The 5,984-nt window shown below is 38.8% G+C and carries 5 protein-coding genes; 1 reads left to right on the top strand and 4 read right to left on the bottom strand.

Annotated elements, in window-relative coordinates:
- Positions 1–349: 349 nt before the first annotated feature.
- The 4 genes from arfA to H5232_RS21855 form a co-directional block, all read right to left on the bottom strand.
- Positions 350–550: a ribosome alternative rescue factor ArfA gene (gene arfA / locus H5232_RS21870; protein ID WP_182831510.1), complete on the bottom strand. Its 201-nt coding sequence runs from the start codon at positions 548–550 to the stop codon at positions 350–352.
- 109 nt (positions 551–659) lie between these two features.
- A complete protein-coding gene (locus H5232_RS21865; RefSeq protein ID WP_149981959.1) occupies positions 660–3,197 on the bottom strand; it encodes a TonB-dependent siderophore receptor in 2,538 nt (845 codons plus the stop codon).
- A 286-nt stretch (positions 3,198–3,483) separates the two neighbouring features.
- Positions 3,484–4,134: a hypothetical protein gene (locus H5232_RS21860; protein ID WP_182718236.1), complete on the bottom strand. Its 651-nt coding sequence runs from the start codon at positions 4,132–4,134 to the stop codon at positions 3,484–3,486.
- A 109-nt stretch (positions 4,135–4,243) separates the two neighbouring features.
- Positions 4,244–5,203, bottom strand: a complete 960-nt coding sequence (locus tag H5232_RS21855) for a sensor histidine kinase (protein WP_182718235.1) — start codon at positions 5,201–5,203, stop codon at positions 4,244–4,246.
- Between the two features lie 162 nt (positions 5,204–5,365).
- On the opposite strand from H5232_RS21855, the gene H5232_RS21850 reads away from it, so the two are divergent.
- Positions 5,366–5,984, top strand: a 619-nt coding sequence (locus tag H5232_RS21850) for a response regulator (protein WP_182831511.1), incomplete at its 3' end; no start/stop codon positions are given.

Raw genomic sequence — 5,984 nt, 5'->3', positions numbered from 1 at the left:
AGCCACTTTATTAATAAAAAAAGACCATAAAATATATTTTTTATCATTATTTAGAACTAAATTAGAGCCATCCCGTTTAAAGAAAGGGTAATTTCGCATACAGAATATGAATACAAGGTTAATTTATGGTTAAGTTTTATTTGCGAGTATCTTCGCGGGCTCTAGCAAGTTTTACGAAAACGTAAATGAGAGTGGGAATAGATATAAACAATAAGGTGGTAGACTATATAACCAAAAAACCTCGCTTAGAAAAAAATTATCTAAGCGAGGTTTTTAAAAAAATGTCGGAGCTTGCTATTTTTTGTAAAAAATAGCATTTAAATAAAAGCCCTATTTGATCACAACGTCATTAAGCGGCGATTAAATAGGACTCTTGTCCTGCGTGTTTTTTTTTGCGTTTGTAAGCGCCTTTGCCTTTTTTAGCAGCTACAATTTGTGGTTTAAAAATTTTCGATGTCACTAATGCCGCTAATGCATTATCGCGAATAACACCCCGACCTGTATCTACTGATGTTGTAGATTTAATCACTTTAGAACGACGTTTACTCATTTATTTTTCCTCTTTAAAAGTTTTGCGATTGTATGCTTGATATAAAAAAATACAAGTATTTTAAATCAAAAAGCCCGCTTATTTGCGGGCTTAATAAACAACTATAAATTTAGAAACTAAAGCTTACTTTTGCGTAATAACTTCTGCCATCAAAGCCATAAGGCAATGCACGTACAGGGTATTTAAATGCGCCATTGGTGATAAAGTTTAGTACTTCGTCATCGCCTAGTTCATCTGGCGTTTCATCAAATACGTTATCGGCACCAACCGAAAGCACAAACATATCGTTAATTTGGTAACTCACGTTTAAATCAACTAACACTGCAGATTCAACCGTACTTGTTGGTTTAAACGAACCTGTTGGCGAAAGCTCACCCGGTAATGGTATATGATCGTTACCAAAATATTTTACATCGGTTTCGCCAAAGTAATTAAAACGAATTGTTGAAGTGTATGCATCACGTTCGTAGTCAAAGGTAAGTGTTGCTCGTTCACTAGGCTGTCCGTCGGTAAAAAAGCTGCGTTGTAAATCATCAAATGCAACCGATTCTGGAATGCCGTCCGCTGCGTTTACACCATCAATTTTAGTATCGTTTAAGTTACCCGCAAAAGTAACACCAAAGTTACCGCCTTCTACATCTGTACGATATGATGCAATTATATCAACGCCTTGAGTGGTTGAATCAACTGAGTTTGAAAAGTAGTTAGCTTGTACAGCGCCGGTTGCTTGTAAAGCAGCAACAGCCTCAGAGCTAAACGATACATCGTCAGCCGTTAATAAACTGCCAAGTGTAATACGGTCTTCAATTTCTACGCGGTAAAAATCAACCGTTAACGAAAGTTCGCTTGTTACATCGTAAACAAAACCAGCACTGTAGTTTGTCGATGTCTCAAGCTTTAAGCTATCTACACCTAGTGCACTTGGGAAAGCAGTGCCCGTATTTGCAGTAAATGATTGCGTTAACGTGCCGTCGGATCCTAAGTTAGTAGTAAATGCTGTATAGCCACTTTGCTGCAGCGAAGGGGCCCTAAAGCCAGTAGATACCGCACCACGTACTGCAAAGTCATCGTTAAATTCATAACGCGTTGCTAACTTACCAATTAAGTCATCTCCAGCATCAGAGAAATCTTCATAGCGAAGTGCACCACTGACGTTCCATGCATCAGTAAGCATAGTTTCAACATCTACGTAAAATGCGTAGCTGTTACGATCACTCTGATTTGCAGCTTCTGGACGCAAACCGTTATAAGCTTGAAAGCCACATTGTGCAAATTGCTCAGGGTCGTTCACTGATGGATACGATGTATCCATGTTTGCTAAACCACATGCGTACGATGCTTCATCACCAGGCACTATCTGGTAATTTTCTTTACGATACTCTGCACCAATTGTTACATAGAGCGGTTCGCCGCGACCAATGTCCACAATGCCATTTACGTCAAGGTTAACTGTTGTTTGATCGAACCTAAAACCACCTGAGTAACCACCACTTGGGCCTGCATTTGCTGCTATCTCAGCATCACTTGCCGTTGGATTATTAAATAAATACTCCGCCGCGTAAGAAGCGTTTAATGTATTGCGTGATGTAAAGTCATATTGGTTTTCACCATAAACTGCCGATACATCGTAATTCCAATCTGGATTAATATCACCTTTAAAACCTAGCGCAATAGAAATATCCTGTGCTTCGTTATAAATGCGCGGTAAAAAACCATCACTGTATACTTGAGTAACATTTTTAGATGCTTCGTTAAAGTTACGGTAAAAGCCGTTACCCAGTGCAGTGCGCTCAGAGTAACCACCAAACGAGTAAAGCTCACCGTCGCCCATTGGCAATGCCATATTATAAAATAACGAGGTAAATTCACTTTCCGAATTACCTTGGCCCCAACGAACGTTGTCAGATAACGTACCTGGCTCTACATCAAGCGAACCACCGGTATCGCGCTCTGCACGGTTAGTACCATCGGCATCACGATACTCAAGAGATAAATTAATAAAACCGCCTTCAGTGCCCAAATCAAAACCGCGATTTAAACCCGCTGAAATAGTCTCGCCATCACCTTCAGCTGTTTCACTATATTGTACATAACCAGTTGTTATACCTGTTGAGTTATTCAGTGATAAGTTAATGACCCCAGCAATAGCATCAGAGCCATACTGCGCTGCTGCACCATCACGTAATACTTCAACCCCTTTAAGTGCCGTAAGTGGAATAGCATTCATATCGGTACCCGCAGCACCTGCACCAACTGTTCCATTAAGGCCAAAAATAGATTGATTATGACGGCGCTTACCGTTTACTAAAACCAGCGTTTGGTCTGGCTGTAAGCCGCGTAATGTTGCTGGGCGGAATAAATCAGAGCCGTCTGATACTTGAGTACGCGAAAAATTAAACGATGGCGCTGTAGCTTGTAAGCTTTGGCCAAGCTCGGTAAAGCCACCTTTGTTTAAATCATCAGCGTCAATTAAATCAATGGGTGACGAAGATTCAGTTGCTGTGCGGTTAGAAACCCGTGAACCTAAAACGGAAATTTGTTCTATATTTTTTTCTGCTTGAACTGTTGCTTCTTCAGCAATAACTGAAGAGGTGCTAAATGCAAGTCCTACGGCGATAGCCAATGTATTTAAACGAAGTGTTGTCATGTGTGTTGTTCGACCCTGTTGACTCTTCACCTGTTTACTCAATTGCAGTAGTAAACAGGTAAATTAATAAAAGTTATAATTAGTGTGATCAAGCGTCATTTACAAAATTGCGCTTTGGCAAACATCCTAGCAACATACACATATAAAAAGAAACATATTTAACTGCGACAATGGTCGATATATGCAAAAGTTAGCTAAATTTTCTCCTATTTCATGTTTTTGATTGAATTTTAAACAAAAAAAAGCATGATTATTCAAATCATGCTGGTTGTTAAAACTATGTTTTCTAGCCTTCTTCTTCCCACAAAGCCAGTTTTTCATCTTCTAGCATCAATGCCATGGATGCAATGCCAGTAAGACTTTCATCTAATCCGGTATACAGTAGCGCAAAGCCTTCACTAAGTACCGCAGGTTCTGGATGCTCTTTGAGCGAATCTGGCCACATCGCAAAAGTGGCTAGTAAATTAAGCGTCGCTTCAAAGTTATCAATAAATAACTGTCCATCCGCCTGATTCTCAACGACCTGTTTATCGGCACTGAGTAAAAAGTTAAAGTCATGCTGCCATACTTCTTGATTCACCATATAAGCAGCTAAATAGCCTACACACCATTGTTGTAGTTGCTCACTCGGCGCTTTAGCATCTTTACCATGAGGATAAATACTTGCCAGTATATGCTGCTGCGCTACCTGAGCTTCGGTCACATTATCCAGCAGCGTGATCATTGCGTCATGCTCCGCTGAGCTTGTCATTAATTGGGTATAAATAGGGTCATTTTTATCAGCAATATAATTGGCAATTTCTGACTCGCCATAAAATTCCGAGCACGCCAATAACCCACTGATAAAACCAATCACGCTGTCAGAACTCACCACTTTTAGTTCAGGGTGCTGACTTAGATAATCCCTAAGAACCAATTCACTTTTTTCATTAAGCATTATTCACCCTCAAGTTATTATAAAATTCATACCTACACTAACCAACAATTGGCTAATTTAAAAGCAAATTATTACTTAACCTAACTCTGGTTAAATGGTTTTGCCTGAGTTAAGGTCGCTCACTCAACACTGGAAATATACATCGCACACATGTACCTATATTTACGGTGCTCTCAATTTCAATTTTTCCCTGATGATCATTAACCATAGTGTACACTAATGGCATGCCCATACCGGTCCCCCTGCCAACTGGTTTAGTAGTAAAAAATGGATCAAAAACTTTTGCAAGCACTTGCTCACTCATGCCACAACCATTGTCATTAACACTAATAATTATTTGCTGGTCGTCGCTATCAACTTGCACGTGAATATGTGCTTGTCTATCAATTAATGCTTCGCAACTATGTGAAGCATTAATAAGTATGTTAACCATTATTTGATTGATGGTTGCCAAATCACAATAACTCAGCGGCAATGTCGTTATTGATGTGGTTAACTGACAACCTTTTAATTGATTTTTAAGCAATTTAAGCGCATTTTTCACAGCATCTGTCATATCAGCCAATTGTTTCTTGTTAGTTGTTGGTCGAGCAAAATTAAGCAAATTACCCACGATTTGATTAATGCGCCTTAAGCCTTCAGCACTATCAGCCACTAGTTGATGAATATCTTGCTGCAGTTCAGCAAATGATTGCTGCTCACTAAGTGATGCTAACTGTTGTTGAAAATTTGTTTCACTAATCCTCTTAGCTAAATATTGCTGGTTTAAATCAAGTAACTCACAAAAGCCATGCATGCTCTGTTGCAAACTTTCTACATTGCTCATTGCATAAGCTAAGGGATTATTAATTTCATGGGCAACCCCAGCACATAAGGTACCTAAAGTGGCCATTTTTTCTGCTTGAATAAATAACTGCTGTTGATACTCAAGATCAGCTACTTTTTTTATTAACTCTTCATTTAGTGCATATAAAACGCGACTTTTATCTTCAATCAGCTGCTCAGCCTTTATACGCGCGGTACGTTCACGAAAATAAGCTTGCTTGTAGTCTTCATCTATCGCATCCATCTTAATTAACCAGCAATTAAAAACGATTATCTTGTCATTAAAATTAGCACAATTGATGCCAATGACACGGTTTAATTAGAAAAACTATAGCAGACAGGCTATGGTTAATAATATTGTTTATCCATAGGTAAAATCGTGAGTCAATCAGCAGACCTACCAACCATGCAAGTATTATGCGTTGACGATGATGAGATTGTGCTACGTTCTTTATCGCGGCTGTTCAAAACGCAGCAACTTACGGTACTTACCAGTGATTCACCTATAGATGCACTAAAATTAATCAAACAGTATGAATTTGATGTAATTATTAGCGATATGCGGATGCCAAAAATGAATGGCGCTGAACTTTTTCAACAAGCGCAAAAATTAGCACCTGATACTCAGCGTATTTTACTTACTGGTTATGCCGATATAGAAATCACCTTAGCAGCTGTTAATCAAGGCAAGATCCATGGCTATATCCAAAAACCATGGCAAAATGACTTATTACTACGTTCCATCACCGACAGTATTGAAAAATATCAACTTAAAAAACAAAACCTGAAACTCCAACAACAAATTAATCGCCATAATGAAGTCCTCAAAGAACTTAATAGCTCTCTTGAACAGCGCGTTGAAAAAAGAACCAAACAAATAAAACAAGTACTTAAAAAACTCGAAATTGCCAACGCCCATGAAAAACACGAACATAGTTCAACAGTTGAGTTGCTCTATAACTTCATTAATGCCAATCCATATTTAGATGGCACCAAAGCGCAGAACATTGCCAATACCTGTACGC

This window comes from Pseudoalteromonas sp. SG41-5, from assembly GCF_014164495.1.
In the GTDB taxonomy this organism is placed as follows: Bacteria; Pseudomonadota; Gammaproteobacteria; order Enterobacterales; family Alteromonadaceae; genus Pseudoalteromonas; species Pseudoalteromonas rhizosphaerae.
The sequence above is the reverse complement of the archived record's forward strand: the minus strand, read 5'-3'. Positions and strand labels throughout refer to the sequence as shown.

Bases quoted from the DNA above. Each gene is read 5' to 3' on its own strand.
- H5232_RS21855 (WP_182718235.1), bottom strand. From the start codon at position 5,203: ATGGATGCGATAGATGAAGACTACAAGCAAGCTTATTTTCGTGAACGT.
- H5232_RS21865 (WP_149981959.1), bottom strand. From the start codon at position 3,197: ATGACAACACTTCGTTTAAATACATTGGCTATCGCCGTAGGACTTGCA.
- arfA (WP_182831510.1), bottom strand. From the start codon at position 550: ATGAGTAAACGTCGTTCTAAAGTGATTAAATCTACAACATCAGTAGAT.
- H5232_RS21860 (WP_182718236.1), bottom strand. From the start codon at position 4,134: ATGCTTAATGAAAAAAGTGAATTGGTTCTTAGGGATTATCTAAGTCAG.